This window comes from uncultured Serinicoccus sp., from assembly GCF_947487915.1.
In the GTDB taxonomy this organism is placed as follows: Bacteria; Actinomycetota; Actinomycetes; order Actinomycetales; family Dermatophilaceae; genus Ornithinicoccus.
On sequence record NZ_CANKYH010000008.1, the window covers coordinates 250,146 to 276,639 of the forward strand.

Below are 26,494 nucleotides of genomic sequence, written 5' to 3' on the forward strand. Positions count from 1 at the left end.
GACGAGGGGCTGGCGCAGCGGATCCGGGAGCTCCTGGCCGGGGAGCCCGCGGTGGCGCTCGCCCGGGCGCAGCCGCCGCAGCCGTGAGCGCGCACCGGCTCTCCCGCCGGGACGCCCGGCGGGTCGCCGTGCGGGCCCAGCTGCTGATCCGGGACCGGCCCGGCGACGTCGTCGAAACCGTCCGCGAGCTGACGCTGCTGCAGATCGACCCGGTCGCCGCGGTGGCGCCCGCCCAGCACCTCGTGCTGTGGAGCCGGCTGGGCAGCGCCTACGACACCGGCGAGCTGGACCGGCTGCTCGCCGACCGGACGCTCGTCGAGGTGCTGGGCTTCGTCCGGCCTGCCGAGGACGTCGGCCTGTGGCGTGCCGAGATGGCGGCGTGGCCTGCGCCGTCGCGGCGGGACGGCATGCTGCGCCCCTGGCAGGAGGGCCAGGCCCGGTGGGTCGAGGCCAACGACCGGGGACGCCGCGACATCCTCGCCCACCTCGCGGCCGAGGGTCCCACCCCCACCGGCGCCCTGCCGGACTCCACCGAGGTGCCGTGGCGCTCCAGCGGCTGGACCAACGACAAGAACGTCCAGCGGCTGCTCGACCTCATGGTCGCCCGCGGCGAGGTCGCCGTCTGCGGCCGCGAGGGCGGCCAGCGGCTGTGGGACCTCGCCGAGCGGGTCTACCCCGACGTCCCCGCCGTGCCGCTGGAGCAGGCGCGGGCCGAGCTGGACGAACGCCGCCTGGCCGCGCTGGGACTCCTGCGCGCCCGCGGGCCGGAGTGCCCCACGGAGCCGGCCGACGCCCGCGCCGCGGGCGAGGAGGCGGTGGTCGAGGGGGTGCGGGGCAGCTGGCGCGTGCACCCGGCATACCTCAACCCGGTCGAGGCGTTCGCGGGTCGCGCCGCGCTGCTGTGCCCGATCGACCGGCTGGTCTTCGACCGGGTGCGGATGGCCGAGCTCTTCGAGTTCGACTACGTGCTGGAGATGTACAAGCCGAAGGCGCAGCGCAGGTTCGGCTACTACGCGCTGCCCGTCCTCGACGGGGACCAGCTGGTCGGCAAGCTGGACGCCACCGCCGACCGCCGGCGAGGCGTGCTCCGGGTCGACGCCCTCCACGAGGACGGGGTATGGAGCGCCGCCCGCCGCGAGCGCGTGCTCGCCGAGGTGCACGACCTGGCCGACTGGCTGGGGCTGGACCCCGCGCTGCCCGCACACCTGGGCGGCTGACGTCGCAGCCCTGGATGGCGGAGGGTGCGGGAGTAGCATCGCGGTGTCGCGGCACGGCTCCCGGACCTGACCGGGGGAGACCGGTCGTGACCTGCGGGTCTCCCCGGGCCCGGTGACCGACGAGCTCGCGAGGGATGAGCAGCGATGAGCGATTCGCAGACGCAGACCGTGGGGACCGACGATCCCCGCGCCACGACCACGGCCACCGGGCTCGTCGAGCGCCTCGACCAGGGTCCGGTGATCTGCGCCGAAGGTTTCCTCTTCGAGCTGGAGCGCCGCGGCTACCTCACCGCGGGGGAGTTCGTCCCCGAGGTGGCGCTGGAGTTCCCCGACGCGCTGCGTACGCTGCACCGCGACTTCCAGCGCGCCGGCAGTGACATCGTCGAGGCCTTCACCTACAACGGCCACCGCGAGAAGATGCGGGTCATCGGCAAGGAGGAGCTGCTCGAGCCGCTCAACCGCGCCGCGCTGCAGATCGCCCGGGAGGTCGCCGACGAGGTGCCCGGCAACCTCGTCGCGGGCAACATCTCCAACACCAACGTGTGGGACCCGGACAGCCCGGAGGCCCAGCGCGAGGTGCGCGCGATGTTCGAGGAGATGGTCGGCTGGGCGATCGAGGAGGGCGCCGACCTCATCATCGGCGAGACCTTCTACTACGCCGGCGAGGCCGAGGCCGCCCTCGAGATCGCCCGGGCCAGCGGGCTGCCCGTGGTGCTGACCGTCGCGCCCATGGCCGGCGAGCAGATGCGCGACGGGGTGGGCATCGTCGAGGTGTGCCAGCGGCTGGAGCAGGGGGGTGCCGACGTCGTGGGGATGAACTGCTTCCGCGGCCCGGCCACGATGCTGCCGTGGCTGCGCCAGATCCGGCAGGCGGTCAGCTGCCACGTCGCGGCGCTCCCCGTCCCCTACCGCACCACCGACGCCGAGCCCACCTTCTTCAACCTCACCGACGACAACGGCGTCCTCGTGCCCTCGCCGCACGGCCGGACCTTCCCGACGGCGCTGGACCCGCTCGCCTGCAACCGCTACGAGGTCGGCGCCTTCGCGGCGGAGGCCTACGCGCTGGGTGTCAGCTACCTCGGCGTCTGCTGCGGCGCCTCCCCGATGCTCGTCCGCCAGGTGGCCGAGGCGGTCGGGCTCGAGACCGAGGCCAGCCGCTTCTCGGAGAAGATGCAGAACCACTTCATGTACGGCGACCACGCCCGCCTCCCCGAGCACATCCGGGGGCTGGGCGACTCCGCCTGAGCCCGACCGGCGCCTGAGCAGAGAAACCCTCCCGACGCAGGGGCTGCAACCCCCGAGTCGGGACTGTTTCTCTGCTCAGGCGCGGGTGGGGGTGGGTCTTGCGCTATTCGTAACCATATGGTTACCTATCTTCATGGATGTGTATGCCGCGCTCGCCGACCCTGTGCGGCGTTCGCTGCTGGTGCAGCTGGCCGACGAGGGGGCCTGCCGGGTGGCCGACCTCACCGCCGGCCGCGGCATCTCCCGCCCCGCCGTGAGCCGGCACCTGCGGGTGCTCGGCGAGGCGGGGCTGGTGCGGGCGCAGGACGTGGGCCGTGAGCGGCACTACCGCCTCGAGGCCGCCCCGCTGCACGAGGTCGTCGACTACGCCCGGCGGCTGGCCGGTGCGGCGCTCGCCCCGCCGGGCGGTACGGCCCCTGCCCCACCGGTCGGCAGGGCCCCTGCCCCACCGGTCGGCACGGGCCCTGCCCCACCGGTCGGCACGGGCCCTGCCCCGCCGGTCGGCACGGCCCCCGCCCCTCCGGTCGGCGAGCACGTCCTGGACGCCCTCGACCTCGAGGTGCGCCGCACGGTGCGCGAGCACCGCCCGGGCGAGGCACCGCATACCGCCGCCACCGACGACACCGAGGAGACCGCATGATCACCGGAGCACCCGAGACCATCGACGGGCAGGAGCACCTCGTGCTCACCCGCACCTTCCGCGCGCCGGTCGAGGCCGTGTGGGCGGCGGTGACCGAGAGCGAGCGGCTGGGCCGGTGGTTCGCCACCTGGACCGGTGACCCGGGCTCGGGCCGGGTGCGGGTGACCTGGGCCTACGAGGAGGAGATGCCCACGGAGACCTACGTCATCGAGGTCTGCGAGGAGCCCACCCGGCTGCGCGTCCGCAACGAGCACGACGACCCCGCCCAGGTGTGGACCCTCGACCTGCGCCTCACCGAGGCGGCCGGCGTCACGACCCTGCGCTTCGCCCAGGTCCTGACCGACCGGTCGCTCGTGACCGACGTGGGCCCGGGCTGGGAGTACTACCTCGACCGGCTCGAGGAGTCCGTGCGGACCGGGGGGCCCGCGACCGTCGCCTGGGAGGGCTACCTCGACCTCGGCGGCGAGTATGCCGCCGCGTTCGGTCTGCCCGACGGCACCGGTCAGGTCAACTGAGCCCGGCGCCGATGCGCTCCAGCTCGTCGACGACGGTGCGGACGGCGAGCCGGGCGTAGCGGTCGGGCCGGCACAGGGCCACGACCGTACGCCGCGCGGGGATGCCGACGAGGGGGCGGAGCACGACGTGCGTGTCGGTCGGTGTGGTGAAGCGGGGCAGCAGCGCGAGCCCGACGCCGCGGGCGACGAGCGAGCGGATGAGCGCGTTGTCGCGCAGCCGCTGGACCCGGCGCAGCGGCTGTCCGGTGAGCGACTCCGCGGCCAGCAGGATCGTGTCGAAGGGGTAGCCCTCGGGCACGCCGATCCAGGTGGTGCCGGCCAGGTCCTCCGGGGTGAGGCGGTCCCGGCCGGTGAGGGGGTGCCCGGCCGGCAGCGCGACGTCGATCGGCTCCCGGGCGAGGACCCGCGAGGTGAGCTGCTGCGCCCCGGTGGGCACGTCGCCGCGCAGGCTGTGGGCGATGACGACGTCGGCGTCGAGGGTGCGGGTGGCGAAGTCGGCCTCGGCGAGGTCGAAGTCGTCCAGCGTCAGGTCGATCGCGCTGCCGGCCAGGGCGTCGACGAGGTCGGGCAGCAGCGCCTCGCCGGCGCTGGGCAGCGTGCCGATGCTGACCCGGCCCCGCGGCTCGCCGCGCGCCGCGTCCAGGCGCGCCTGCACCTGGGCGTGGGCACGGCATACCTCGTCCGCGGCGTCCGCGAGCAGCTGCCCCTCGGCGGTCAGCCGCAGCCCGCGCCCGACCGGCTCGACCAGGGTGACGCCGAGGTCGCGCTCGGCGGTGCGCAGCTGCTGGGAGAGCGCGGAGGGTGTGCGGTGGGTCGCCTCGGCGACGGCGGCGAGGGTGCCGCGGACCGCGAGCTCGCGCAGCAGCTCCAGATGACGGACATCCATGAAGCCAGCCTAATGAGTGACGTCACGAAGATTCGCTGGACCTGCGTGGTCGACAGCCGCAGACTCCAGGTATGCCGTTGCGCCACACCCTCCTCGCCGTCCTGGTCGCGGCGCTGTGGGGCCTGAACTTCCTGGCCATCCACGCGTCGCTCGAGCACTTCCCGCCGCTGTTTCTCGTCGCGCTGCGCTTCGCGGTGCTGGCCGTGCCGACCCTGCTGCTGGTGCCCCGGCCGCAGGTGCCGGTGCGGTGGCTGGTGGGCTACGGGCTGGGGTTCGGGACGCTGCAGTTCGTCGGGCTCTACCTCGGGATGGCCGCTGGTTTCCCCGCCGGGCTGGCCTCGCTCGTGCTGCAGGCGTCGGCGCCGTTCACCGTCTTGCTGGGCGTGCTGCTGCTGGGGGAGCGGCTCACCCCGCGGAGGGCCGTCGGGGTGGGCGTCGCGGTGCTGGGCCTGGTCGTCGTCGGGGCGAGCCGGGCCGACGGGAGCGCCGGGCAGCTCCTGCCCTTCCTGCTCGTCGTGCTCGGCGCGTTCGGGTGGGCGATCGGCAACCTGTCCAGCCGGCTCGCCGCCCCGCCCAACCCGCTGCACCTCACGCTGTGGATGTCGGTCGTGCCGCCGCTGCCGATGCTGGCGGTGTCGCTGCTGGTCGAGGGGCCGGGAGAGATCGGGGCCGCGCTCGCGACCTCCGGCACCACCGCGGCGCTGCCGGCCTGGCTGGGGCTGGCCTACACCGTCGTGCTCGGCACGGTCGTCGGCTCGGGGATCTGGGTGTGGCTCCTGGCCCGCCACCCGGCCGGCGTCGTCGCGCCCTTCTCGATGCTGGTGCCGGTGGTCGGCATCTCGGCGGCGTGGTGGGCGCTCGGCGAGCGCCCGACGGTGCTCGAGCTCAGCGGTGGGGCGCTCGTCGTGGGCGGGGTGCTCTGGGCAGCCCGGCGAGGGCGGCCTGCCGCCGCCGGCCTCGCGCCGGTGGGGCTCGACCCGGTGGGGCTCGACGGCGACGAGGTGCCGGTCACGGCTGCCGGGGCGCCACGGCCCTGACGCCGCGCGCGGGGCTTCTCGCTGCTGGGGCCCGGCCGGCCCCTCCGCACACACCGCCGGCCCCTCCTGCCGAGCCTGAGCAGAGAAAGGCTCCCGACGCAGGTGCTGCAACCCCTGAGTCGGGACTTCTTCTTTGCCCAGCCAGGGCCTGCCGCGCCTGAGCAGAGAAAGGCTCCCGAGGCGGGCGATATAACTCGCGAGTCGGGCATGTTTCTCTGCTCAGGCTCTTGGTCGTGCGCAGCCACCTCGCTCAGGGCATCCGGCGCAGCGCTGTTGCGCGTCCAGTGCGGGCCTGCCGCGCGTCCAGTGCGGGCCTGCCGCGCGTCCGGTGCGCGTCCGGTGCGGGACGGCCGGTGGCGGTGGGTACCCAACGGCTTGTGATCCTACGGATAACTGGGCATGATGGGTGCATGCTCTCTCGGGGTTGGCACCTCACGACCTGCCACGAAGTGGACCTCCTGCGCGTCAGCAGCATGCTGATGCGCCGCTGTCGCTGAACCCCGTCCGTCCCCACCGGGTCGCCGCGGACCCACCGCAGCGCCGGGGCCGACCACGGCTCCGTCTGCGCCTCGACGCGCGACCCAGCCCAGCGACATACCCCGAGGTGACCATGAGCACGACCACCCTGCACCTGGCGTCCCCCACCGAACGCGACCAGCGCGCACGCCTGCGAGCCCTCGCCGCCGACGCGGCGGAGGAGCTGACCGGAGCCGACGCCGACACCGTGCTGGCCTGGGCCGCGCGGACCTTCGGCGCCCGGCTCGCGGTGACCTCGAGCATGGCCGAGGCGGTGCTGCCGCATCTCGCCTCCCGGCACCGGCCGGGCGTCGACGTGCTCTTCCTCGACACCGGCTACCACTTCGAGCAGACCCTGCGCACCCGCGACCGGGTCGCCCAGGAGCTCGACGTCTCCGTCGTCGACGTGCGGCCGCAGCGCACCGTGGCCGAGCAGGACGCCGAGCTCGGACCCCGGCTGCACGACCGTGACCCCGGCGCCTGCTGCGCCCGGCGCAAGGTCGAGCCGCTGCGCCGGGCGCTGGCCGGGTACGACGCGTGGGTCACCGGCGTGCGCCGGGCCGAGGGCCCGACCCGGGCGGGCACACCGCTGGTGGCCTTCGACGAGTCGTTCGGGGTCGTCAAGCTCAACCCGCTCGCGGCCTGGAGCGACGAGGAGGTCGCGCTCTACGCCGAGCTCCACGACCTGCCGGTCAACCCGCTGCTGGACCAGGGCTACCCTTCGATCGGGTGCGGCCCGTGCACCCGCAGGGTTGCCCCGGGCGAGGACCCCAGGGCGGGCCGCTGGTCGGGCTTCACCAAGACCGAGTGCGGCCTGCACGGCGGTCCGGCAGCCGACGAGCGCGAGAGGGAGGCGTCATGAGCGGACCGTTCCTGCTGGGGCTGTCCCTGTCGGGGCGGCGGGTCGTCGCCGTGGGCGGCGGGCCCGTCACCGCCCGCCGGGTCGCGGACCTGCTCGCCGAGGGCGCCGTCGTCGAGGTCGTCGCGCCGCAGCTGTGCCCCGCGCTGGCCGCGCTGCTGTCCGACGGCACGACCCTGTCGTGGACCCCGCGCCGGTATGCCGGTGCCCCCGACCTCGACGGAGCCTTCCTCGTGCACACCGCGACCGGCGACCCCGCGACCGACCGACAGGTCGCCGCGGACGCCGAGGCACGGCATACCTTCTGCATCAGCGCCGGGGACGCGGCCGCCGGGAGCGCGCAGGTCCCGGCCCGTGCCGCCGTGCCGACCCCGGCCGGAGAGGTCCGGGTGGCGGTGCACGCCGGGGGCGACCCCCGCCGCGCCGCGAGCATCCGCACCGACCTCGCCGACCACCTGACCAGCGGCGTCGTCGACCTGCGCGCCCGGCGCCCGCACGGCGGCTGGGTGGCGCTGGTGGGCGCCGGGCCCGGCGACGAGCAGCTCCTCACCCGCCGCGCCACCACCCTGCTGGCGGCGGCCGACGTCGTCGTCGCCGACCGACTGGTGCCGCAGGCCGTGCTCGCGCGGCTGCCCGAGACCGTGCGCGTGGTCGACGTCGGCAAGCAGCCGCAGCACCACCCGGTGCCGCAGCAGGAGATCAACCGCATCCTCGTCCAGGAGGCGCTGCGCGGGTATGGCGTCGTGCGGCTCAAGGGGGGTGACCCCTACGTCCTCGGTCGCGGCGGTGAGGAGCGGGCTGCCTGTGCGGAGGCGGGGGTGCCGGTCGAGGTCGTCCCCGGGATCACCAGCGCCGTGTCGGTGCCCGCCGCCGCGGGCATCCCCGTTACCCACCGGGGGGTGGCCCGTGGCTTCACCGTGGTGACCGGGCACGAGGAGCTGCCCGGGCTGCCCACCGGCACCGACCACACCCTGGTCGTGCTCATGGGCGTCGCCGGGCTGCGGGAGACCGCCGCGCGTCTGGTCGAGGCGGGGCGGCCGGGGGACTGCCCGGTTGGCATCGTCGAGCGTGGCTGGACCGCCGAGCAACGGGTCACCCTCGGCGCCCTCGCCGACATCGCCGACCGGGCCGAGCAGGTCGGCGTCACCTCGCCCGCCGTCGTCGTCGTGGGTGACGTCGTCACCCTGGCCCACGGGTGGGCGGAGCAGGTCGAGGGAGCAGCCGGGCCCGGCGCCGGACCCCGCGACGAGCCGGTCGTCGGTCCCCTCGACGCGCACACGGCAGCCCGGCTGGCCCGCCTCGCCGCCCACGCCGTCGCATGAGCCCGGCGTCGGCTTCCGCCCGCCTGCCTCGACCGCTCACCCTCGTCGTCGCATGAACCGGCCCCTCGTCGTCGCCGCGCACGGCACCGCCAGCCCGGAGGGCCAGGCGGTCGTCCGTGGGTGCGCGGACCGTGCCGCCGCTGCACTCGGTATGCCGGTCCCCGCCCTCGTCGGCTACGTCGACGTCTGCGGACCGACCCTGGACGAGGTGCTGGCCGACGTCGCCGACCCGGTGGTGGTGCCGTTCTTCCTCGCCTCGGGGTACCACGTGAGGCACGACGTGCCCTCGGCGCTCGCGGCGCTGCCGGGATCCACGCTCACCCCGGCCCTCGGTGCCGCCGACGAGGTCGTCGACGCCCTGGCCGACCGGGTCCGCGCGGTCGACGCGGAGGCCGACGCGGTCCTCGTGGTGGGGGCCGGCTCCAGCGTCGACGCCGCCCGCGCCGAGGTGGCGCGGGTCGCCGAGCTGGTCGGCTCCCGGCTGGGAGCGGAGACCGCCACGGCCTTCCTCAGCGGCCCCGGCCCGCGGGCGGCGTGCGCGCTCACCGCGCTGCGGATCGCCGGGCATACCCGCGTCGTGCTGGCCACCCACCTGCTCTCGCCCGGGTACTTCGCGACGAAGGCCCAGCGGGTCGCCGAGGCGGGGGGTGCGGTCGCCACCGAGCCGCTCGGCACCCACGACCTCCTCCGCGACCTGGTCGTCCGCCGCTACCGCGAGGCCGTGGCCGAGTCCTCGGACCACTCGCACGCAGAAGGTGTTCCTCTGCCGTGAGTCATCACGACACCGGTACAGCTCCTGGGTAGAAGACCCCGGCGACGTGCCCGAGGATGACGGGTATGCCTACGCCACCGCAGGCCCCGGACCGGGGCGGCTGGTTCACCTTCCGCGAGGACTGGACCCTGCCGGTCGAGCCCGCGGTGGCGCTGGAGCGGCTCGTCGACCTGGGGGCATACCCGACGTGGTGGCGGCAGGTGCGCTCCGTCGAGCAGATGAGCCCGGACCGGGCGCGGGTCCGGGCGCGCTCCGTGCTGCCCGTCCCCCTCGACCTGGTCCTGAGTCGTGAGCAGGAGGACCGGGAGGCCGGGCGGCTGCGGGTCGGCATCGAGGGCGACCTGCACGGGTATGTCGAGGTGCAGGTCACTCCGGCCCCCGGCGGCTGCCGCGTCGTCTGGGAGCAGCGGGTGCTGCTGGCCAAGCCCGGCCTGCGCCACCTGGCCGCGCTGCCGCCCGCCCGGTGGGTGCTGCGCGCCAACCACGCCGCGATGATGCGCTCGGCCCACGCGGGCCTCGGCCGCGCGGATGCCCCGCCCCGGGTGCGCGGCCCCCACGCCTGACGAGCACGCCAGAGGGGTCGGGGGGTCCGGCTCCCAGATGCCTTCCAGGGTGGGGCGTGAGAGGTTGGGTCAGTCCCCACTCGTCACTCCCGTCTCCGAGGAGCGCTCCATGCTGTCCACCCTCGACCGCGAGCGCACCGTCGCCGGACCCGGGTTCAACCGGTGGTTCGTGCCGCCCGCGGCGCTGGCCGTGCACCTGTCCATCGGGCAGGTCTACGCGTTCAGCGTCTTCAACATCCCCCTCGAGGAGCGCTTCGGCGCCTCGGCCACGGCCGTGTCGATCATCTTCTCGATCTCCATCGTCATGCTCGGTCTGTCCGCCGCGGTGCTGGGCACCTGGGTGGAGCGCAACGGGCCGCGCAAGACGATGGCCGTCTCTGCCGCGCTGTGGGTTGCGGGCTTCCTCGTCTCGGCGCTCGGCGTCTCGGTCGGTCAGCTGTGGATCGTCTACCTCGGCTACGGCGTGCTCGGCGGCATCGGCCTCGGGCTGGGCTACATCTCCCCGGTCTCCACCCTCATCAAGTGGTTCCCCGACCGACCCGGTCTCGCCACGGGCCTGGCGATCATGGGCTTCGGCGGCGGCGCGCTCATCGCCTCCCCGCTGAGCAACCGGCTCCTCGGTCTCTACGGCGGCGAGGACGTGGTGGCCGGCCTGGTCCCGACCTTCCTCACCCTCGCCGTGGTGTATGCCGTGCTCATGGGCCTGGGTGCGTACGTCATCCGGGTCCCCGCGGACGACTGGACGCCGGAGGGCTGGACCCCGCCGCAGGAGTCGGACGAGTCGTCGATGCGCACGACCGCGGACGTGAGCGCCCGCACCGCGCTGGGCACCCCGCAGTTCTGGCTGCTGTGGACGGTGCTCTTCTGCAACGTCACGGCCGGCATCGGCATCCTCGCGCAGGCCTCACCCATCGTGCAGAACTTCTTCCCCGGCGTCGGCGCGGCCGCGGCCGCGGGCTTCGTGAGCCTCCTCAGCCTGGCCAACATGGCCGGCCGGCTCGTGTGGTCCTCGACCTCCGACGTCATCGGCCGCAAGCCGACCTACATGCTCTACCTGGGCGTGGGGGCGTTGCTCTACCTCGGGGTCGCGACCTTCGGCCGGTCCTCGCTGCTGCTCTTCGTGCTCATGAGCGTGGTCATCCTCAGCTTCTACGGCGGCGGCTTCGCCACCATCCCGGCCTATCTCAAGGACCTCTTCGGCGGGCTGCAGGTGGGGGCCATCCACGGTCGGCTGCTCACCGCCTGGTCGGCGGCCGGCATCGCCGGACCGCTCATCGTCTCCGGCATCCAGGACCTGCAGACCGCGCGCGGCGAGGAGGGCGCAGACCTCTACCTGCTGTCCCTCTACATCATGGTCGGCGTGCTCGTCGTCGGGTTCATCGCGAACCTGCTCGTCAAGCCGGTCGACGAGCGCCACCACGAGCCCGAACCGGACCCCGACCAGCTCGAGAGCGAAGGAGCGCCCGCATGAGCGACTCCCCGTCCAGCACCGCCGAGCGCCCCGAGGGCGCAGACGCGGCAGGGCGCACCGCGGCCGTCGTCCTGTGGGTGATCGTCAGCGCGGGCCTGCTCTACGGCATCGGCGAGACCGTCGCCCGGGTCACCCAGCTCTTCGGCTGACCCGCCGCCCCACGACATACCAGGAGGATCCCCGTGGCCACCGACGCACCCAAGCAGGACTTCACCGACGACGACCTGGAGGTCGGGCGGCGCAAGGACTGGGCCGCCGGGATCCCCGGGGTCTACCACGCGCTGAAGATCTCCCAGGAGCAGATGGGCACGGTGCGGACGCTGCGCACGCTGACCCGGCTCAACCAGAAGCACGGCTTCGACTGCTCCGGCTGCGCCTGGCCCGACCCGGACCACCGCTCGCCCGCCGAGTTCTGCGAGAACGGCGCGAAGGCGGTGGCCGAGGAGGCGACCCTGCGCACCCTCGGGCCCGACTTCTTCGAGGAGCACGACCTGGCCGACCTCGCCACCCGCAGCGACTGGTGGCTGGGTCAGCAGGGGCGGCTGGTCCACCCGGTCGTCAAGCTGGCGGGCAGCACCCGGTACGAGCCGATCAGCTGGGACGACGCGTTCCGGATGGTCGCCGAGCAGCTGACCTCGCTCGCCGACCCGGATGAGGCCATCTTCTACACCTCCGGACGCACGTCCAACGAGGCGGCCTTCGTCTACCAGCTCATGGTGCGCGCCTACGGCACCAACAACCTGCCGGACTGCTCCAACATGTGCCACGAGGCCTCCGGCGCGGCGCTCGGGGACACCATCGGGCTGGGCAAGGGCACCGTCCTGCTCGAGGACCTGCACCAGTCCGAGCTCATCATCATCGCCGGGCAGAACCCGGGCACCAACCACCCCCGCATGCTCAGCGCGCTCGAGCGGGCGAAGGAGAACGGCGCGGCCATCGTGGCCGTGAACCCGCTGCCCGAGGCTGGGCTGCAGCGGTTCAAGAACCCGCAGAACCCGATCAGGGCCGTCGGCCCGGGCACCGACCTCGCCGACGACTTCCTGCAGATCCGCCTCGGCGGCGACATGGCGCTCTTCCAGGCCCTCGGCGCGCTGCTGCTGGAGCGGGAGGCCGCCGACCCGGGTGCGGTGCTGGACCACGACTTCCTCGCCGAGCACACTCACGGCCTCGAGGCATACCGCGAGCACCTCGCCGACCTCGACTGGGACGAGGTGCTCACCGCGACCGGCCTGGAACGGCAGCAGATCGAGGACCTCGCCGACCGCCTCGTGCGCAGCCGGCGGACGATCGTCTGCTGGGCGATGGGGCTGACCCAGCACGAGCACTCGGTGGCCATGCTCACCGAGATCGTCAACGTGATCCTGCTGCAGGGCAACATCGGTCGGGACGGTGCGGGTCTGTGCCCCGTGCGCGGCCACAGCAACGTGCAGGGCGACCGGACGATGGGGATCTGGGAGCAGATGCCCGCCGACTTCCACGACCGGCTCGACGCGGAGTTCTCGTTCGCCAGCCCGCGGGAGCACGGCTACGACACCGCGTCCGCCGTCGAGGCGCTGCGGGACGGGCACGCGAGGTTCTTCATGGGCATGGGCGGCAACTTCGTCAGGGCCGCGCCGGACACGGATGTGACCGAGGAGGCGCTGCGCTCCTGCGCGATGACGGTGCAGATCTCGACCAAGCTCAACCGGTCGCACGTCGTCACCGGGGAGACCGCCCTCATCCTGCCGGTCCTGGTGCGCTCCGAGCGGGACCAGCAGGCCAGCGGTCCGCAGCGGATCACGGTCGAGGACTCGATGTCCGCCGTGCACGCCAGCCACGGTCCGCTGCCGCCGGCCTCCCCGCACCTGCTGAGCGAGGTCGCCGTCGTCTGCCGCCTGGCGCGCTCGATCGAGCGGGTCGCCGCGGTGGCCGACTGGCAGGCCTTCGAGGACGACTACAGCAGCATCCGCGACGCGGTCTCCCGCGTGATCCCCGGCTTCGAGGACTACGAGGAGAAGATCAACGACCCGGGAGGCTTCGTGCTGCCGCACGCCGCCAGGACGCGGGAGTGGGGCGACACCACGATCGGCAAGGCGCAGTTCACCACCAACGTCCTCACCTACCCCGAGGTCCCGGAAGGCCGGCTGCTGCTGCAGACGCTGCGCAGCCACGACCAGTTCAACACCACGATCTACGGACTCAATGACCGCTACCGCGGCATCGAGAACGGCAGACGGGTCGTCTTCGTCAACCCCGACGACCTCGAGGAGCGGGGCCTGCGCGACGGCCAGGAGGTCGACCTCGTGAGCCACTGGGAGGACGGCGAGCGGGTCGCCGAGGAGTTCCGGATCGTGTCCTACGACACCGCCCGTGGATGTGCAGCCGCCTACTACCCGGAGACCAACGTGCTCGTGCCGCTGGGGCAGCGTTCCAGGCGCAGCGGCACCCCGGCCAGCAAGTCCGTGGTGGTCGAGCTGCGCGCCCGCGCCTGAGGCATACCGACCCTCTCCCTGCACGCGGCTGCGGAGGAACAGCGGCGGTCGGCGCGGTGTTGGTCCGGGTATGCGTATCGCCATCATCGGAGGACACGGCAAGATCGCCCTGCAGCTGGGACCCCTGCTGGCCGGGCACGACGTCGACGCGGTGGTCCGTAACCCGGACCACGGGCCGGACGTCGACGCCGCCGGCATGCGACCGGTCGTCGCAGACGTCGAGACCATGAGCCGCGAGCAGCTGACCGAGCTGCTCCGCGGGCACGACGCCGTCGTGTGGACGGCCGGCGCCGGGGGTGGTGACCCGGACCGTACCTACGCGGTGGACCGGGACGCGGCCATCCGGTCCATGGACGCCGCTCAGGAGGCCGGCGCGGAGCGCTACCTCATGGTGAGCTACCTGGGTGCCCGGACCGACCACGGCGTGCCCGAGGACAACCCGTTCTTCGCCTACGCCGAGGCCAAGGCCGCCGCGGACGAGCACCTGCGGGGCTCGCAGCTCGACTGGACGATCGTCGCGCCCGGCGCCCTCAGCCTGGACGCCGGCACCGGCCAGATCGAGGTCATGGGCGACGGCACCGGCGCGGTCGAGACCCCCGAGGGCCGGGACGTCCCCCGTGCCGATGTCGCCACGGTGCTCGCGCTCGCGCTGGACCGTGACGACCTCACCGGTCGGATGATCGAGTTCCTGGGCGGGTCCACCCCGATCAGCCAGGCCCTCGACGCGGTCGCCGGCACGGCCTGACCGACAGGCAGCACGGCGAAGAGCCACTGACGGCGAGGCCAGGCCCGGGCAAACCGAGTCTGGCCTTCGTCGTCTTTCAGACCGCCGGCACGTCCTCGAGGATCGGCGTCTTGGGGAGCTTGCGGACCCTCCGCGGCCGCCGCGACCGGGCGGGGATGAGCGAGCGCATGTGCTCGTGCTTGCCGAAGCACAGCAGCCGGTCGCCGTCCTCGAGCACCTTGGCGCCGGAGGGGTTGGGCACCACCCGGGTGCCGCGATGCAGGGTCAGCACCTGGATGTCCTTCTCCCACAGCCCGGAGGCCTCGATCGTCTGCCCGACCAGCTCGGAGCCGGACATGACCGCGATCTCGGCGACGCCATACCCCGTCGACACCGCGAGCCGCTGGCGCACGTCGATGTCGGGGAAGCCGGACTGGTCGGCGATGTAGTCGACGATGGCGCCGGCGACGTCGAGCTTGGTGGCGGCCTCGATGCCCTGCAGGCCGGGGGAGGAGTTGACCTCCATGACCAGCGGGCCGTCGTTGCCCTCGAGCATGTCGACGCCCGCGACGCGCAGGCCCATGATGTGGGCGGCTCGGACGGCGATCTCCTCGTACTCCGGGTCGAGCTCGACGCGCTCCACGCTCCCGCCGCGGTGCACGTTGGAGCGGAACTCGTCGCCCTGCGCGCGGCGCCGCATCGCCGCCACGACCCGGTCGCCGACGACGAGGGCCCGCACGTCCTTGCCCTTGGACTCCTTGACGAAACGCTGGATGAGCACCTGCTGATTGGTGCCGTGCAGGGTCTCGATGATCGCCTCGGCGACCTTCATCGTCGGGGCGAGGATGACGCCGATCCCCTGGGTGCCCTCGAGCAGCTTGACGACCACGGGCGCCCCGCCGACCATCTCGATGGCGTGCGGGATCTCGGCGCGGTTGCGCACGAACGCGGTGGCCGGCATACCGATGTTGTGGCGCGACAGGATCTGGGTGGCCCGCAGCTTGTCCCGGCTGTTCATGATGCCGTTGGCGGTGTTGGGCGTGTAGACGTCCATCTGCTCGAACTGGCGCACCACCGCCGTCCCGAAGTACGTCACCGACGCGCCCACGCGGGGCAGCACCGCGTCATACGTCGACAGCGGCCGGCCGCGGAAGTGCAGGTCGGGCTCGTCCCCGGACAGGTCGATGCCGAAGCGCAGCGTGTCGAGCACCTTGACCTGGTGGCCGCGCTCGAGCGCGGCGGTCCGCAGCCGCTGGGTGGAGTAGGCGCGCAGCGCACGGGACAGGATGGCGAGCTTCATCGAGGCGTCCTGAGAGGATGAGCAGGTGACAGGGTCCAACCATCTCACCACAGATCGCGCCGTCGTCGGGTGGCGGGAGTGGGTGCAGATCCCGCAGATCGACGTGCCGTGGATCAAGGCCAAGATCGACACCGGCGCCAAGACCTCGGCGGTCCACGCCTTCGACCTGCGCGGCTTCGACCGCGGCGGTCGCGACTGGGTGAGCTTCAGCGTCCACCCGTGGCAGGCCAGCGCCGAGGACTCCGTCGCAGTCGAGCTTCCGGTCCATGACTCGCGCTCGGTCCGCTCCTCCTCCGGGCACGAGGAGCAGAGGTATGTCGTGCTCCTCCCGTTGGTCCTCGGTGGCCGCGACGTGCGTGCGGAGGTGACGCTGACCGACCGCGACGAGATGGGGTTCCGGATGCTCGTCGGGCGGGAGGCGCTGGTGCAGGGCTTCCTCGTCGACCCGGCGCTGAGCTATGCCGGCGGCCGGCCGGACCGTGCCGTCCGGCGGCGCAACTGGGGCAAGCGGTGAGCGCGGCCCGACGCACGCTGCGCCCGTCGTTCCCGATCGGCACCGTCAAGGTGCGGACGGGCAGCCGCCGCGAGGTGTCGCTGCCGATCTCGCGCCTGGTCACCGGGGCCGAGGTGAGCCTGCCGGTGCACGTGCTGCACGGTCGTGAGGACGGGCCGACCCTGTGGCTGAGCGCCGCGATCCACGGTGACGAGGTGGTCGGCATCGAGGTGGTGCGGCGCGTGCTGGCGCGGCTCGACCCCAAGACCATCCGCGGCACCGTGCTCGCCGTGCCGATCGTCAACGTGCTCGGGGTGATGTCGGGCGACCGCTACCTGCCGGACCGGCGCGACCTCAACCGCAGCTTCCCGGGGTCGGCTCGCGGGTCGCTCGCCGGCCGCATCGCGCACCTCATGATGACCGAGGTCATCGGCCCCTCCGACGTCGGCATCGACCTGCACACGGGGGCCGACCGCCGCTCCAACCTGCCGCAGATCCGCTGCGACCTCGAGGACGAGCAGACGCGGGCGCTCGCCGAGGCGTTCGGCGCGCCGGTGGCCTACCACGCCAAGCTCCGCGACGGCTCGCTGCGGTATGCCGCCCGCGAGCGGGGCGCGCGCGTGCTGCTCTACGAGGGTGGCGAGGCCTGGCGCTTCGACGAGTGGGCGATCGTGGCCGGCGTCGACGGGGTCATGCGGGTGCTGGCGCACCTGGGGATGATCGACGGCGAGGCGCTGGCGGTGGAGCCGGCGGAGAGCCCGAGCGACCTCTGCTGGCGCAGCGGGTGGGTCCGGGCGCGCCGCACCGGCATCGTCCACATGGACGTCGCGCTGGGGCAGCGGGTGAGCGAGGGCGAGAAGCTCGGCGAGCTGTTCAACTCCTTCGGCAAGCGGTTGGCCATCGTCAAGGCCGACCGCGACGGCGTCGTCATCGGCCGGGCCGAGGCGCCGCTGGTCAACCGGGGTGACGCCCTCGTCCACATCGGCGAGATCGACTCCCCGGACCGCTCCGGCCTGGACGAGGACGCCCGGGACACCGACACCCCCTGAGGCGACAGGGTCGAGCCTGTCGGTGCACCGGAGTAGGTTGCGCCTCACCCTGACGGATGAGCCGTCAGCGACCAGGAAGGTCTCGACATGTCCACGCTCAACCCCTACATCTCCTTCGCCGGCACCACGAGGGCGGCGATGGAGCGCTACCAGAGGGTCTTCGGTGGCGACCTGTCCATGAACAGCTTCGGGGAGTACGGCATGGAGGGCGAGGGCGCCGACGGCATCATGCATGCGCAGCTCGTCACCCCCTCCGGCCTCGTCCTCATGGCCTCGGACACGCCCCCGGGGATGCCCGCCGCCGGCTCCGACGGCAACGTGTCGCTCAGCCTCAGCGGGGACGACGAGGCCGAGCTGCGCGGCTACTGGGACGGGCTCGCCCAAGGTGGCGAGGTCACCATGCCCCTGGAGCCGCAGATGTGGGGCGACACCTTCGGCACGCTCGTCGATGAGTTCGGGGTGTCCTGGATGGTCAACATCGCCGGCCCCCACGCCTCCTGACGGCGGGATGATGCGGCCGCCACGACAGGGTCGAATGATGCGGCCGCCACGACACGGTCGGGATGGGGTCGAGGCGGGAGTGCGGGCCAGTGCCCGTCAGGCCACGAAGATGCAGAACGGGTGCCCGGCTGGGTCGGCGTAGACGTACAACGGCTCGTCCGGGTCGTCCGTGCGGTCGAAGAGCAGCTCAGCTCCCAGGTCGGTGGCCCGTCGGTGCTGAGTCTGGAGCGCCTCGCGGTCGGGGACAGTGAGGTCGAGGTGCATCTGCATCGGCACGTCGGGCCTCGGCCACGTCGTCCGCTCCAGGCGGTCGACCTGCTGGAAGGCCAGCGTGCGGTTGCCCTGTGCGTCGGTGAGGACCAACCAGTCGGCATCCCCGGCCCCATCTGCTGAGGGCTCGTCGCCGGGCCGGTACTGCAGGCCCAGAAGGACGCGGTAGAACTCGGCCAGCTCTCGGACCTCAGGGGTGTCGAGGACGGTATGCAGCAGCTGGGGGTAGGTAGCCATGAGGTGGAACGTATCGATCTTGGACCGAAGCAGCACCTCGTCCGAGGGCACTGCTCGAGGTAGACCTCGAGGCTGTCGGGTAGTCCTCGCTAGATTGCCCCGGTGGAGGAACGCGACGAGCCGGTGCGCCTGGAGTTCCGCCAGGCGGGGCCGGGCGACGTGGACGCGGCGCAGGCCGCCTACCGACAGGTCATCGACCACCTGGCCGCGACCGTGGACTTCCCGCACTGGCATACCGAGAACCGCCCGACCAGAGCCGAGGTCGCGGGGTGGATTGCGGCCGGAGAGCTGTATCTCGCTCTCGATCAGGGAGATGGACGGATCGCCGGCGTGGTAGCACTGAACCACGAGGCTCCCGAGGCATACCTGCACGCCACGTGGGCTGTGGAGGCATCTCCTGGGGAGGTGCTCGTGGTGCACGCCTTGGCTGTGTGCCCGGACTTCCTGGGTCAGGGTGTCGCGCGCTTCCTCGTCGACGGCGCGCTGCAGGTGGCCAGGGACCGGGGATGCCGCACGGTACGGCTGGACACCTACGTCGAGAACGCCGCCGCTCGTGGGCTGTATCCACGGTGCGGGTTCACCGACCTGGGGGTCCACACACTGCACTACGAGGGGACCGACCTGGACCAGTTCCACCTCTTCGAGCGCGTGCTCTGAGCCTGCGGAGTGGGTCGACCTCGGTGCAGCGCCCGCCATCGAGTACCGCTCGGACGTCTATCGATGACGAACTCCAGCCGCCCGGCGCTTGCACGACGCCCAACTGGAGGCGGGCGATGCCGCCGCCTGGCAGGAGTGGGCCACCGCAGGAGATGAAGAGGCGTGGGCCGCTACGTCCTCGGACGGACTCACCAGTGCTGCGCGGTGAGATCCTTCTCGTCGATCTGGACCCTGTGCGCGGTAGCGAGGCCAGCAAGCGTCGGCCTGCTTGCTGCGCGTGATACTGTCCCGTGTCCTGCCGGAGGCGGAGGAGATCGTGGCCTACCGCATGCCAGGGTTCCAAGTCGGCGGCTCCGTCGTCGCAAGCTACGCAGCGTTCAGCAAGCAGTGTGGGCTGTATCTTCTTCCGGGCGCCATCGCTGAACATGCCCCCGAGATTGCGGCCGCCGGACTCAAGGCGACAAAGACTGGCATCACGTTCTCGCCGCGCAACCCGATCCCGGACGACCTCGTCGAACGCCTGGCCAGGTCGTCGCTCAGGGAGGCGCAGAACTGACGGCTCGGCGAGTCAACGCCAAGATCCAGTCATTGACGAGCGGTGCGCGTCAGAAACTGACACCGCGACGTGATCACCGGTGCGTGCGCCTGCTGCCTGCGTGCCAGTCCTCAGTCACGCCGATCTCCTCCTCCGCGACTCCCATAGCCCGCAACTGTGGTCGTTCGCGCAGACTGCGCTTGAGCTCGGCGAAGCCAGCGAAGCGGGCCAGCCCGAGGACGTGGTCCCACAGCGCCACGGCCTCCTCCTCGGCGGGGAGGCGGCTGATGACCGGGCCGAAGAACGCGACGCCCTCCGGGGGGTCGAAGTGCAGGATCGGAGTCCCGACATCCCGGCCGGCCAGCTCCAGGGCCTCGTCGGTCTCGGTGCGCACGACGGCGTCCCAGGTGTCGTCCTCCAGTGCCTCGGACAACGACTCCGGCAGCCCGACCTCGGTCAGGACCGGACGCAGGAACGCGGCCGTGCCGGGAGGGTCGACACCGTCCGCGCCCGCGTCGTGGGGCGGAGCGTCGAAGATGCGGTGGCCGAGCTCCTCGTACAGCGCACCCACGGCGTCGGGGCCGTGCTCATCGCGGGTGCGGGCGGCGACCCGCAGCAGGCGCAGCCCTGCGGTGTGGCCGGCCTCGTAGCCGGGTGGGAACTGGGCGTCGTAGTCGACGTGAGCGTTGAGGAGGCGCAGGGAGATGAACCGCCACTCAACGGCATACTCACGCTGACGGGCGACGGAGCGCACCCACTGGCTGGTCATCCACGCGAAGGGACACACCGGGTCGAAGTAGAAGTTGAGCCTGGACATGGGCCGCCGCCTCTCAGGCGTCGGTGGGCCGGAGGTCGACGCCGGGCACCGCCGGCAGGTCGAACTCGGGGCCCACGAGGTAGGTGATGTGGTTCGTCAGCAGGTTCAAGGTCACGGGCTGGCAGTTTCGCCGCCAAGCGTCCATACAGCCGACTACCGCAACGGCCCGAGCGGACCGCAGCGGGATAGGTGGATAGACCGAGCCTGTCGCGCACCGTCCCGCCCAGGTGACGAGGTCGGTGACGGTAGACACGGGGCCTCCTAGGGCCAGACGAACTCTGCCCATTGTGGCGTAGCCAGCGGGCGCACGTCGACAAGATCCGGCGACTGGTCGGGTCTCCTGTCGGTTGTCTTCACACGCGCGAACACCACCAACCGCAGCCCTCAGTAGCGCCCGTCCGCCCTGAGCAGCACCGGCGGCACCAGCGTGCGACCACGCTCCTGCGTGCAGATGAGTGCGTCCACCTCCTGGAGCCTCGGGCTGCTTGCCGACGCTCTGTGGGGCGGCTTGTATCCGCTGGTAACAGTCGGCGCCGGCCGGGTGTCAGTCGCCAGCGTTGTGCTGCTTCAGAAGTGGCGTGACGGTCGTGAGGTCGACCGGGGGCATCCGTCGGTCTGCGTCTTGGTACGTGCCCTCATCAGTTTCGGTGAGGACGACGACGGGATAGTACGAGTCTCCGTCCTTGGCCAGAAAGATGATGGCCTGCTGATCTGGCGTAATCCTCGGGCCGCACGGGTCGGTTCCGGCACGGGCCTCCGCTGCCACGACTTGTACCTGGTCCTCGAGCGGCGCGCCCAGCGGATCAGTGATGGCGAGGATCCATTCGCTCGCGCCCGGAGGCGCACCAGCGGCCGTGCTCGGAGCGTCCTCCAACTCCGCAACTCCATGGATCACCACGTCAGTATCGACGAGGGCGCTCTCTACGGTGCCGTAGGTCGGGTAATCCGCAGCGCAGTCTCCGATCAGCTCTGACGCCGTCGCCCCCGTCGACGCGTTGGCTCCGACGTCGCCAGGAAGTGCCTGAGCGCCACACGAAGCCAGGAGGAGCGCGGCCCCCGTGGTGGCCAGCACCATTCCCACGCTGGTATGCCTCACGAAAGTGCCCCGTTTCATCGAGCTGAGCGCGGCGGTTGCCGAAGTCAACTGGTCTGACCCAGCTTCTGGACGGTGCGTTCCACGTAACCGCACATCGGTAAGGTGCGCCAGCCACTGGCCCGCGGAAGGCGGCACAGTCGTGCGCTTGTCAGGGCAGAAGGTCCCAGAACTGACGGCGGGCCGGCATCGCGTGAATCACCATCTCCTCGCCACTGGGGAAGACCAGCACGACCGTCTCCAGCAATCTCGCTTGAGTGTCGCAGCCTGGACCGCATCCTCGGGAAGGACTCCATGCTTGAGTGCGCTGCGGTGGACCTTCACGCGGCGTAGCCGGCCAGCGCCCGTCGGATGGCCTCGGAGCGAGACAGGTGCTCTCGGGCGGCATACGCGTCGAGCGCTGCGATCTCCTCGGCCGTGAGCCGCACGGCGATCACCTGGGTTGGTTCGGCCCCGCGCCCGGGACGACCCCGTCCGCGGCGCTTCAGCGCCTCGACGTCATAGCCAGCCTCGGCCTCGTCAGCCCACTTCTGGATCTGCTCGTCCGTCACCTGATCTGCACGCGCCATGGCCAAATCGTATAACGAAAACCCGACGACAGGGAGAGGCTTGCAGTCACGACATGCTCCTGGCGGCAAATGAGCGCGCTGACCGGAGTCTTCAGCGCTTCGGTGGTGACTCCCAGTTGGCGAATCCCTCGATCCAGTCGACTGCGCTGTCGGGCAGTAGCAGTTCGGCGGTGTCGTCGTCCTTCGTCCACCACGGGGCTGAGCCCGCTGGACCACCCACCAGCTCAATCTGCTCGACGATCGTGGACGGCACCGGGCTCCCGTTGTTCGCCATCAACCAAGCCCTCGTCTCCGACGACAGCCTGAGCCACCACGTGTCGATCGTCACAAGACAAGTCTCCTCCCCGGCGCGCGAGATCACCAGTGCTCGACCGGATTACGCTCGACCGTCCCGGGCCGTAGGCAACTCATCCGACCTGTCGCACCAGAACCGGGTCATCGGTGCTGCGCCTGCCCGCCTGCTTCCACCCCGTCGGCGACCGATCAGGCGGGCTGCCCGGTGCGAGCGTCCACGGCACCAGCGTGGCAGGATCGCCAGGATGGATCTGCACGCATTTCTGGACCACGTGAACCGAGGCGCGCTGATCGAAGGCGGCTCAGAAGAGCACCGGTTTATGCACGGCGCTGCCCAGGAGGCGCTGCGGACAGTCGCGGAGATCAACACCGGCTACCGCACCCCCGAAGAGGTGCGTGCCCTGCTCACGCGACTGACTGGAAAGACCGTGGACGAGTCGGTTGTTGTGTTCCCACCGTTCTACAGCGAGTTCGGAAAGAACCTGACGTTGGGCAAGGACATCTTCATCAACAGCGGTTGCCGATTCCAGGACACGGGCGGCATCGTCATCGGCCACGGCACCCTTATCGGCCACGGCACCAGCCTGACCACCCTCAACCACGGGGTAGACCCCGCTCGCCGGGCCGACATGAGCCCGGCTCCGGTCACGATCGGGGACAAGGTGTGGCTCGGTGCAGCGGTGACGGTCGTCCCAGGCGTGACCATCGGCGACGGCGCGATCGTCGGCGCCGGTGCAGTCGTGACCAAGGATGTCCCGGCCAACGCGGTCGTAGCCGGCGTGCCCGCCAGACTCATCCGCTACACCGGGTTCGAAGCCACACCTTGACTCCGTAGTTCGCGACTGCCGCGAGACTCGGTCGCCCGTCAACGACGACCTGCACACTCCCCCGCATCTCTACCTGCCCCCTCAGCGTGAGAAACGACCAGCGGCAAAATCGGATGGGAGACTTCGGGGATGAACGTTCCAGAACCGGCTGTCCTCACTGTCGATGGTGAGACCTTCCGCGCGCAAGCCGACGCCGAGCAGCCAGGAACGTGGCACGTGGCTTGGGTCAGCGGCCCGGGCGCGGGCTACGGCTTCACGACGCGGCGTTTCGATCAACAGTGGGAGTCGCGTGAGGAGTTGGAGAAGGGCATCCGGTCATTCCTCGCCGAAATCGACCCCACCACCGGGTACCTGAGCGACTAGTAGGGACGGATCTGGCAGCGGCATGAGCGTTGGATACCAGAGTGATACCATGCCGGGATGGCGATGACCTTGCGACTCTCCCCGGAGGACGAGCGAGCCCTGGCGGCCCTGGCCGAGGCTGAAGGGGTGAGCAAGCAAGAGGCGACGGTGCGCGCCATCCGGGAGGCGGCCGCACGGCGTGGGCACGAGGAGCGTGTGCGCGAGTTGTCCGCACGTGGGCGAGAGCGGTACGCCGACCTGCTCGAGCGTCTCGGACGCTGACCCTTGGAGTACCTGGCCACCGAGGACCTGCTCACCCTGGCAGCGGACCTGGGCGTCGGTCCGGTCCAGGACCTCGGCTTATTGGACTCCGCGGCCCACCGCCCCAGCGCCAGCGTCTTCGGACGTGACGCCTACCCCGACATCGATGCCAAGGCCGGCGCACTGCTGGAGTCCATCGTCGTCAACCACCCGCTCATCGATGGCAACAAGCGCCTGGGATGGCTCGCGGTGGTCGTGTTCTACGGCCTCAACGACGTCGATCTCCGAGCACCCGACGACGACGCCTACGACCTGGTCATCGCCGTCGCGAGCAGCCAGGCCGACCACCAGGTGGCAGCCCGCCATCTGGCCCAGTGGCACTAGTTCAAGCCCGCGGCTCGCGGCAGATTCGGATGTGCTCGTGACCGAACGCCCCTTAGTCGCAACTCTGCTTGGGGGTGGTGGTCCCTTCGCGTAGGACGAACTCTTCGCGGTGCCCGGGTTCGTCACTGAAGAGGAGAGTCGATGCGTCGACCCGGGTGACGGTGCCCTCCTGCTCTGGGTTGTCCCAGCCGGGTGGGGGATTGCCGGAGCCGTCATCAAGAGGGCCACCCGCACGTTCGTACCATTGGTCCTCGAACTGCAACTCGTGGATGCCGCAATGGGTGTACAGGGTGACATCGTGAACCCCGCCACGCTCACAGGCGACGAGGCTCAGCAGGAGGGCAAGGACCGAGAAAACCCGCACTGTGCGTTGTGGCATCGCGTCCTCCCTACCAGCTGTCACGGCAGCGTATCGCCTGGCCGGATACGTCCTGGCAGACTGTTGCAGTGCCGTACTCGCAGGAGGAAGCCCTTGCTGCGCTCAGGCCCCTGTTGCGCGGACGTCATGTTGCCGATGGTTTCCGCCTTGTCGAGGTCCGTCCGCAGGGTCCCGATGTCTTGGTGTTGTTCCATTGGCGCGGGAACCGGCACGTCTTCGGCGTCGTGATCCCGTGGACGCCCCATGTGGGCCGCAGCACCGGGGAACCCATCGGCTCGGCCGAGGAATGGGCCACCGAGGTGTCATGGTGGCTGACCGAGGAGCTGGATACCGGCTATGTCGGACGTGCCCAGCGTCGTCGTGCGCCCGACTACATCGAGTTGCGCGGTCCGAGCTATGAGCCAGACCACCGGTACTACGTCTCCCGGGTATATGGCGACGGTGGATGGTTGGCCCACTGCGGCTGGGACGTCAGCATCGCCAGGACGCTGGGTGAGCGCGGGTTGCTCACGGCGTGGCTGCAGGCTCACGTGAACAGCGCGAGCGGTGGCTCGGTCGTTGGCCAGGCCGTTGTCGGCAGGCTCGCGAACGGTGACGTGGAGCTTGCTGTGCTGGACCTCGCTAGGAATGTGCCAGATTCCGTAGCTCGTGACCTCGCCACGGTCTGTGTTTACGAAGCCGGCAACCACGGCGCGGAGCGCCTGAAAGTCGACACCACGCAGTCACGACTGCTCACGGGCATGGGCTTCCACCCCGCAGACCAGGACAGCGCCTGGATCGACACGACCGCACTCAACATCCGCACCTGACGAACCCACCAACAGCGACGCTCGAACCCCACGCGCGTCGCGGCATGAGCGAGTGTGTAGCACAAGCGCTACCATGGCGTCATGGAGACGGTGGGACTTCGTGAGCTGAGGCAGGACGCCTCTGGACTTCTGCGACGCGTGGAGGGCGGCGAGGAGATCATCATCACCGTCTCTGGTCGGCCCAGCGCCAGACTCGTGCCAGCTCGACAGACCCGTTGGCAGCGCTGGGATGACGTCACGGACCTGTTCGCCGGCCCTGCCGATGCGGACTGGAAGGCTGACCGAGAGCTGGTCGAGGACGCCGTTCGCGACCCCTGGGCAGAGCAGTGACCGAGCAGACGGCGGGGGACGAGCGGGGCGTACTCGACACGAGCGTGGTGATTGCCGAGGGCGTCACGCCGATCCCCGGCGTCCTGGCCATCAGCACTGTCACGCTGGCGGAGCTGCACTTCGGGGTCCTGGTTGCCAAGTCCGCTGAGGTGCGCGCCGAACGCCTGCGGCGACTGAGTATTCTTCAACGCCGATTCGATGCTCTCCCCCTCGACGAGGTAGTCGCGGCCAGCTACGGCCGCCTGGCGGCCGCGGTCGTCGAAGCCGGACGTCAACCCCGCCGCCGCACGATGGACCTGTTGATCGCAGCCACCGCCCACGCACATGACGCTGCGTTGTACACCCGCAACCCGGATGATTTCGGCGGACTTGAGGACCTGGTAGACGTGCGCGTGGTCTGACCACCCGCGGCAGTAGCGTGCGGCCACGCTCAGTGCGGCATGAGCGTGAACATGTGGTGCGGCTAGTTGCACCTCAGCCGAGCGGCCCGTTCGTAGGAGACGTCGTCGGGTGCGGCCACCCACATGACACCGAGATCGACTCCGGCTTCCTCCAACGGCGTCTGCAGACATGGCGGATTTCCGGTGCCGTGTGTCGAGCCGTCGGTCCACCAGATCTCGTTGACGGAGAAGGAGATCTGGTTCCCGCCGTCTGAGGTGAACAGGGCCAGACCATTCACGTCGTTTGCGCGCATTGCAAGGCCTTTCTCGGTCCGGCTCTGCTGGGCGCCGAAGGGAGAGGCTGTGCCCGCTACGTAGCCGATGTCCACCAGTGCCACTGCACCGACCACGAGCCGGAGATCGACAGCCCGTCGCCGGACTGGTCGGGGGTTGCGGTTTCTGCGCCATGCCCGATAGTTGCAGACGCCAGCCCTTTGCTGGGATCACGTGACACGGCCTGGCGAGCAGCGAAGCGCCCCACCGGGGCGTGGGCCGCCTTTGGAGCGCGACTGCACAGTGTCGCGCTTGCGGCTCTTGACGACAGGTGAGGGTCCCGGGGAACCCTCACCGCCAAAGTCATATCGTCCGACTGGCGGCAGTACAGGATGTTCACCGGAGCGCAGTATCGCTGCCGCGCCAAGCTTGTGCGTACCTGACCGGGGCAGCCTG

General features: G+C 71.2%; 34 protein-coding genes and 1 pseudogene. 25 read left to right on the forward strand and 10 right to left on the reverse strand.

Translation table 11 applies throughout. The features are described 5' to 3' along the window. Nucleotides 1-83 precede the first annotated feature (83 nt). The 4 genes from Q0795_RS12585 (at nucleotide 84) to Q0795_RS12600 (ending at nucleotide 3,617) form a co-directional block, all read left to right on the forward strand. Entirely contained in the window at nucleotides 84-1,217 is a 1,134-nt protein-coding gene (locus Q0795_RS12585; protein ID WP_298890113.1) for a crosslink repair DNA glycosylase YcaQ family protein, read from the forward strand. A gap of 144 nt (nucleotides 1,218-1,361) precedes the next feature. Next, nucleotides 1,362-2,462 carry a homocysteine S-methyltransferase family protein gene (locus Q0795_RS12590; RefSeq protein WP_298890115.1) on the forward strand — a complete coding sequence of 367 codons (1,101 nt, stop codon included), beginning with the start codon at nucleotides 1,362-1,364 and terminating at the stop codon, nucleotides 2,460-2,462. Between the two features lie 133 nt (nucleotides 2,463-2,595). Beyond that, entirely contained in the window at nucleotides 2,596-3,102 is a 507-nt protein-coding gene (locus tag Q0795_RS12595) for a metalloregulator ArsR/SmtB family transcription factor (protein WP_298890117.1), read from the forward strand. Beyond that, nucleotides 3,099-3,617: an SRPBCC domain-containing protein gene (locus Q0795_RS12600; protein ID WP_298890119.1), complete on the forward strand. Its 519-nt coding sequence runs from the start codon at nucleotides 3,099-3,101 to the stop codon at nucleotides 3,615-3,617. Before Q0795_RS12595 ends, Q0795_RS12600 begins: the two co-directional genes overlap by 4 nt. On the opposite strand, the gene Q0795_RS12605 is transcribed toward Q0795_RS12600, so the two are convergent. After that, on the reverse strand, nucleotides 3,610-4,503 hold the full coding sequence (locus Q0795_RS12605) for a LysR family transcriptional regulator (RefSeq protein WP_298890120.1): 894 nt from the start codon (nucleotides 4,501-4,503) through the stop codon (nucleotides 3,610-3,612). The genes Q0795_RS12600 and Q0795_RS12605 overlap by 8 nt on opposite strands. A gap of 71 nt (nucleotides 4,504-4,574) precedes the next feature. On the opposite strand from Q0795_RS12605, the gene Q0795_RS12610 reads away from it, so the two are divergent. From Q0795_RS12610 to Q0795_RS12650, 9 genes are all read left to right on the forward strand, one after another. Then, entirely contained in the window at nucleotides 4,575-5,540 is a 966-nt protein-coding gene (locus tag Q0795_RS12610) for an EamA family transporter (protein WP_298890121.1), read from the forward strand. A gap of 610 nt (nucleotides 5,541-6,150) precedes the next feature. Then, nucleotides 6,151-6,918, forward strand: a complete 768-nt coding sequence (locus tag Q0795_RS12615) for a phosphoadenylyl-sulfate reductase (RefSeq protein WP_298890123.1) — start codon at nucleotides 6,151-6,153, stop codon at nucleotides 6,916-6,918. Further along, complete coding sequence (gene cobA / locus Q0795_RS12620) at nucleotides 6,915-8,237, forward strand: uroporphyrinogen-III C-methyltransferase (RefSeq protein ID WP_298890125.1); 1,323 nt, start codon at nucleotides 6,915-6,917, stop codon at nucleotides 8,235-8,237. The genes Q0795_RS12615 and cobA overlap by 4 nt, the downstream gene beginning before the upstream one ends. A gap of 52 nt (nucleotides 8,238-8,289) precedes the next feature. Then, complete coding sequence (locus Q0795_RS12625) at nucleotides 8,290-9,009, forward strand: sirohydrochlorin chelatase (protein WP_298890126.1); 720 nt, start codon at nucleotides 8,290-8,292, stop codon at nucleotides 9,007-9,009. Nucleotides 9,010-9,074: 65 nt separating this feature from the next. Continuing rightward, nucleotides 9,075-9,572 (forward strand): SRPBCC family protein, encoded by a 498-nt coding sequence (locus tag Q0795_RS12630; RefSeq protein WP_298890128.1) that lies wholly within the window; start codon nucleotides 9,075-9,077, stop codon nucleotides 9,570-9,572. Between the two features lie 109 nt (nucleotides 9,573-9,681). Beyond that, nucleotides 9,682-11,043, forward strand: a complete 1,362-nt coding sequence (locus tag Q0795_RS12635; protein ID WP_298890130.1) for an OFA family MFS transporter — start codon at nucleotides 9,682-9,684, stop codon at nucleotides 11,041-11,043. Beyond that, nucleotides 11,040-11,192, forward strand: a complete 153-nt coding sequence (locus Q0795_RS12640) for a hypothetical protein (RefSeq protein ID WP_298890132.1) — start codon at nucleotides 11,040-11,042, stop codon at nucleotides 11,190-11,192. Before Q0795_RS12635 ends, Q0795_RS12640 begins: the two co-directional genes overlap by 4 nt. A gap of 33 nt (nucleotides 11,193-11,225) precedes the next feature. Further along, nucleotides 11,226-13,514: an FdhF/YdeP family oxidoreductase gene (locus Q0795_RS12645; protein WP_298890135.1), complete on the forward strand. Its 2,289-nt coding sequence runs from the start codon at nucleotides 11,226-11,228 to the stop codon at nucleotides 13,512-13,514. Between the two features lie 70 nt (nucleotides 13,515-13,584). After that, nucleotides 13,585-14,259, forward strand: coding sequence for an SDR family oxidoreductase (locus Q0795_RS12650; protein WP_298890137.1), 675 nt, complete (start codon nucleotides 13,585-13,587; stop codon nucleotides 14,257-14,259). Between the two features lie 76 nt (nucleotides 14,260-14,335). Here the strand turns inward: Q0795_RS12650 and rimK are convergent, their stop codons facing one another. Continuing rightward, complete coding sequence (gene rimK, locus Q0795_RS12655; RefSeq protein WP_298890139.1) at nucleotides 14,336-15,538, reverse strand: 30S ribosomal protein S6--L-glutamate ligase; 1,203 nt, start codon at nucleotides 15,536-15,538, stop codon at nucleotides 14,336-14,338. A 25-nt stretch (nucleotides 15,539-15,563) separates the two neighbouring features. Here rimK and Q0795_RS12660 point away from each other — a divergent pair, with 25 nt between their 5' ends. From Q0795_RS12660 to Q0795_RS12670, 3 genes are all read left to right on the forward strand, one after another. Next, complete coding sequence (locus Q0795_RS12660; protein WP_298750177.1) at nucleotides 15,564-16,052, forward strand: RimK/LysX family protein; 489 nt, start codon at nucleotides 15,564-15,566, stop codon at nucleotides 16,050-16,052. A 17-nt stretch (nucleotides 16,053-16,069) separates the two neighbouring features. Next, nucleotides 16,070-17,080 carry a succinylglutamate desuccinylase/aspartoacylase family protein gene (locus tag Q0795_RS12665; protein ID WP_298890184.1) on the forward strand — a complete coding sequence of 337 codons (1,011 nt, stop codon included), beginning with the start codon at nucleotides 16,070-16,072 and terminating at the stop codon, nucleotides 17,078-17,080. Between the two features lie 87 nt (nucleotides 17,081-17,167). Further along, complete coding sequence (locus Q0795_RS12670; RefSeq protein WP_298890141.1) at nucleotides 17,168-17,581, forward strand: VOC family protein; 414 nt, start codon at nucleotides 17,168-17,170, stop codon at nucleotides 17,579-17,581. A gap of 96 nt (nucleotides 17,582-17,677) precedes the next feature. Here Q0795_RS12670 and Q0795_RS12675 read toward each other — a convergent pair whose 3' ends face one another. Further along, the gene (locus tag Q0795_RS12675; protein ID WP_298890143.1) at nucleotides 17,678-18,088 is read right to left on the reverse strand and encodes a VOC family protein; all 411 of its coding nucleotides are present in this window, start codon (nucleotides 18,086-18,088) and stop codon (nucleotides 17,678-17,680) included. Between the two features lie 102 nt (nucleotides 18,089-18,190). Between Q0795_RS12675 and Q0795_RS12680 the strand changes: the two genes are divergently transcribed. Both Q0795_RS12680 and Q0795_RS12685 read left to right on the forward strand, forming a co-directional pair. Next, on the forward strand, nucleotides 18,191-18,745 hold the full coding sequence (locus tag Q0795_RS12680) for a GNAT family N-acetyltransferase (RefSeq protein WP_298890144.1): 555 nt from the start codon (nucleotides 18,191-18,193) through the stop codon (nucleotides 18,743-18,745). Nucleotides 18,746-19,061: 316 nt separating this feature from the next. Further along, nucleotides 19,062-19,301 (forward strand): iron chaperone, encoded by a 240-nt coding sequence (locus tag Q0795_RS12685; protein ID WP_298890146.1) that lies wholly within the window; start codon nucleotides 19,062-19,064, stop codon nucleotides 19,299-19,301. 73 nt (nucleotides 19,302-19,374) lie between these two features. Here Q0795_RS12685 and Q0795_RS12690 read toward each other — a convergent pair whose 3' ends face one another. From Q0795_RS12690 to Q0795_RS12710, 5 genes and pseudogenes are all read right to left on the reverse strand, one after another. After that, a complete protein-coding gene (locus tag Q0795_RS12690; protein ID WP_298890148.1) occupies nucleotides 19,375-20,097 on the reverse strand; it encodes a hypothetical protein in 723 nt (240 codons plus the stop codon). 544 nt (nucleotides 20,098-20,641) lie between these two features. Further along, entirely contained in the window at nucleotides 20,642-21,172 is a 531-nt protein-coding gene (locus Q0795_RS12695) for a hypothetical protein (RefSeq protein WP_298890150.1), read from the reverse strand. Between the two features lie 169 nt (nucleotides 21,173-21,341). Beyond that, a pseudogene (locus tag Q0795_RS12700) lies at nucleotides 21,342-21,514 on the reverse strand (toxin). After that, nucleotides 21,511-21,759, reverse strand: a complete 249-nt coding sequence (locus Q0795_RS12705) for a ribbon-helix-helix protein, CopG family (RefSeq protein WP_298890152.1) — start codon at nucleotides 21,757-21,759, stop codon at nucleotides 21,511-21,513. Before Q0795_RS12705 ends, Q0795_RS12700 begins: the two are co-directional and overlap by 4 nt. Before the next feature lie 91 nt (nucleotides 21,760-21,850). Next, nucleotides 21,851-22,087 (reverse strand): hypothetical protein, encoded by a 237-nt coding sequence (locus Q0795_RS12710; RefSeq protein WP_298890154.1) that lies wholly within the window; start codon nucleotides 22,085-22,087, stop codon nucleotides 21,851-21,853. A gap of 211 nt (nucleotides 22,088-22,298) precedes the next feature. On the opposite strand from Q0795_RS12710, the gene Q0795_RS12715 reads away from it, so the two are divergent. The 4 genes from Q0795_RS12715 (at nucleotide 22,299) to Q0795_RS12730 (ending at nucleotide 23,867) form a co-directional block, all read left to right on the forward strand. Further along, a complete protein-coding gene (locus tag Q0795_RS12715) occupies nucleotides 22,299-22,880 on the forward strand; it encodes a DapH/DapD/GlmU-related protein (protein WP_298890156.1) in 582 nt (193 codons plus the stop codon). Between the two features lie 129 nt (nucleotides 22,881-23,009). Next, nucleotides 23,010-23,243: a hypothetical protein gene (locus Q0795_RS12720; RefSeq protein WP_298890158.1), complete on the forward strand. Its 234-nt coding sequence runs from the start codon at nucleotides 23,010-23,012 to the stop codon at nucleotides 23,241-23,243. A gap of 57 nt (nucleotides 23,244-23,300) precedes the next feature. Further along, nucleotides 23,301-23,504, forward strand: coding sequence for a toxin-antitoxin system HicB family antitoxin (locus tag Q0795_RS12725; protein WP_075958334.1), 204 nt, complete (start codon nucleotides 23,301-23,303; stop codon nucleotides 23,502-23,504). A 3-nt stretch (nucleotides 23,505-23,507) separates the two neighbouring features. Then, nucleotides 23,508-23,867 (forward strand): Fic family protein, encoded by a 360-nt coding sequence (locus Q0795_RS12730; protein WP_298890163.1) that lies wholly within the window; start codon nucleotides 23,508-23,510, stop codon nucleotides 23,865-23,867. A 52-nt stretch (nucleotides 23,868-23,919) separates the two neighbouring features. Here the strand turns inward: Q0795_RS12730 and Q0795_RS12735 are convergent, their stop codons facing one another. Beyond that, nucleotides 23,920-24,246, reverse strand: a complete 327-nt coding sequence (locus tag Q0795_RS12735; RefSeq protein WP_298890165.1) for a hypothetical protein — start codon at nucleotides 24,244-24,246, stop codon at nucleotides 23,920-23,922. Between the two features lie 68 nt (nucleotides 24,247-24,314). Here Q0795_RS12735 and Q0795_RS12740 point away from each other — a divergent pair, with 68 nt between their 5' ends. The 3 genes from Q0795_RS12740 (at nucleotide 24,315) to Q0795_RS12750 (ending at nucleotide 25,786) form a co-directional block, all read left to right on the forward strand. Then, nucleotides 24,315-25,055, forward strand: coding sequence for a hypothetical protein (locus Q0795_RS12740; RefSeq protein ID WP_298890167.1), 741 nt, complete (start codon nucleotides 24,315-24,317; stop codon nucleotides 25,053-25,055). A gap of 81 nt (nucleotides 25,056-25,136) precedes the next feature. Further along, the gene (locus Q0795_RS12745; protein WP_298890169.1) at nucleotides 25,137-25,385 is read left to right on the forward strand and encodes a type II toxin-antitoxin system Phd/YefM family antitoxin; all 249 of its coding nucleotides are present in this window, start codon (nucleotides 25,137-25,139) and stop codon (nucleotides 25,383-25,385) included. After that, complete coding sequence (locus Q0795_RS12750) at nucleotides 25,382-25,786, forward strand: type II toxin-antitoxin system VapC family toxin (protein WP_298890171.1); 405 nt, start codon at nucleotides 25,382-25,384, stop codon at nucleotides 25,784-25,786. Before Q0795_RS12745 ends, Q0795_RS12750 begins: the two co-directional genes overlap by 4 nt. 62 nt (nucleotides 25,787-25,848) lie before the next feature. Here Q0795_RS12750 and Q0795_RS12755 read toward each other — a convergent pair whose 3' ends face one another. Beyond that, entirely contained in the window at nucleotides 25,849-26,154 is a 306-nt protein-coding gene (locus tag Q0795_RS12755) for a hypothetical protein (RefSeq protein ID WP_298890172.1), read from the reverse strand. Nucleotides 26,155-26,494: the final 340 nt, after the last annotated feature.